Consider the following 1594-nt stretch of genomic DNA (forward strand, 5'->3'; position numbering starts at 1 on the left):
CAGCGACAGAACAGACATCAAACGCGAAGTTCACCCCAATGGGCTAATCAAGCATGCGGAACGCGGCTACGACGGATGCGACCCACCACAGTGGCGGAGCGAATGCCGGAAGCCCTCGAGCCGCCCAGGGTCCTGCCCTCTGAACTGGCGATGTCGGCTCAGCCGGCCCGGTGGAGGGATGCCCGGGCGGGGTCGCGGAGGGAACTCATGACGGCAGGTGTGCGGTGGTGGCAGACCTGACCGGCGTCCTCCGCGAAGGTGACTTCGCCGAGGACGCCCATGCCCGCGCCGAGCCTGGCCGCGGCCGCGATCCCGCCGTGCCCCAGGGCTCCGGCCACCGGGACCGCCGGTATCTCATCCGGTATCGCCGTGGCAGTGCGTCTGCCGCGTCGGCGACACGGGGGGAGAGAGACAGCGGGGAGGCCGCCTCGACGTGCTTACCCCCTGCCCCAATTGCACTACGAACACCCAGCGGGCATACGCACACCTCGCTACTGTGATGAATGATCCAAATCGGATCTTCAAGAAAAAATGGAGGAATTCGTGCGGAGCATGCGCATATTGAGCATCGGTGCACTGGTGGCCGCGTCCGTACTCGGCGCGGGCCTCACGGCCCAGGCGCAGGACGCGCCGCCGACGAGCGGCTCCAAGGACGCTCAGGGTGCCGGCGCCGGCAACAGCGCCACCCCGATTTCGGGCGACGGCATCCGTGGCTACCAGATCGTCAAGCAATCCTTCCCCACAGCTCCCAACGGCGCGCCGCAGATCGTCCAGTGCCCCCTCCACGAGAAGGTCCTGGGAGGTGGAGTCCTGGTGCCGGTCGGTGTTGTCCAGGGCAGTTACCCGACCCCCGACGGAAGCGGCTGGGTGGGTGTCGGGTTCTCCAACGGAACCGGCGGCGTCACCGTCTACGCAATCTGCGCCGACCGATCGCGTTAGTGACCCTGCCGCGATCGTGGCCGTCGACCGGGATGTTCCGAGCCGCTCTGCGAGGCGGGCGGACTCGGAGTACGGCTGTGCCCCGATGTCGCCGAAGGTCGCCGGCTGCGTCCGTGCCGACAACCTCCGGGGCGCGGCATGCGGCTTCGGCCCGGTCGAGCGCGTCGGCCTCGGGGCTCGGTGGACGTACATCCTGCGGATGCCCGTGGTGAATCGGTAGTGCTAGCTCTTCATCGGTGCCGGGCTCGGCGTGGACACCACGCCGAGCCCGCCGCTGTCTCCCCAAGTGCGGGAGGCGGGGCCGCAGCATCCTGCCATGCGGCCCGCGTCAGTTGCCGACGGACGCGATGTCATACGGTCGTCCCGAGCCCCCTTGCTCTCCCGGCCCCTGGGCCACTTCGGCATTGACCGACTTCCACGAGCGCATTCATGGGTCCTGAGTGTCATGTGCGCGTACTGCTGACCTGCTTGCTGACGGATCAAGGACTGCGCGCGGAACGCAGTCGACATTCCGTAAGCCGCCGAGGCTGACCCAGTACACCGCCGGCTCCGCCGGGTCGTACTGACGGTGTGCCGGAGTCCATGCAGGTCGCATTCCGCGTGCCTGGTTAACCCATTGGGGTGAACTTCGCGTTTGATGTCTGTTCTGTCGCGG

2 protein-coding genes are annotated in these 1594 nt (G+C 67.6%); one reads left to right on the forward strand and one right to left on the reverse strand.

What is annotated here, in order from left to right; genetic code table 11:
* Window positions 1–158 precede the first annotated feature (158 nt).
* Complete coding sequence (locus AQJ66_RS36545) at window positions 159–338, reverse strand: hypothetical protein (protein WP_061931240.1); 180 nt, start codon at window positions 336–338, stop codon at window positions 159–161.
* Window positions 339–531: 193 nt separating this feature from the next.
* Between AQJ66_RS36545 and AQJ66_RS36550 the strand changes: the two genes are divergently transcribed.
* Complete coding sequence (locus AQJ66_RS36550) at window positions 532–939, forward strand: hypothetical protein (RefSeq protein ID WP_061931243.1); 408 nt, start codon at window positions 532–534, stop codon at window positions 937–939.
* The last annotated feature ends 655 nt before the right edge of the window (window positions 940–1594 follow it).

It is taken from the genome of Streptomyces bungoensis (assembly GCF_001514215.1).
Lineage (GTDB): Bacteria > Actinomycetota > Actinomycetes > Streptomycetales > Streptomycetaceae > Streptomyces > Streptomyces bungoensis.

What these genes read in the sequence shown, in the direction of transcription:
- AQJ66_RS36550 (WP_061931243.1), top strand. Translation starts at nt 532, where the DNA reads ATGGAGGAATTCGTGCGGAGCATGCGCATATTGAGCATCGGTGCACTG.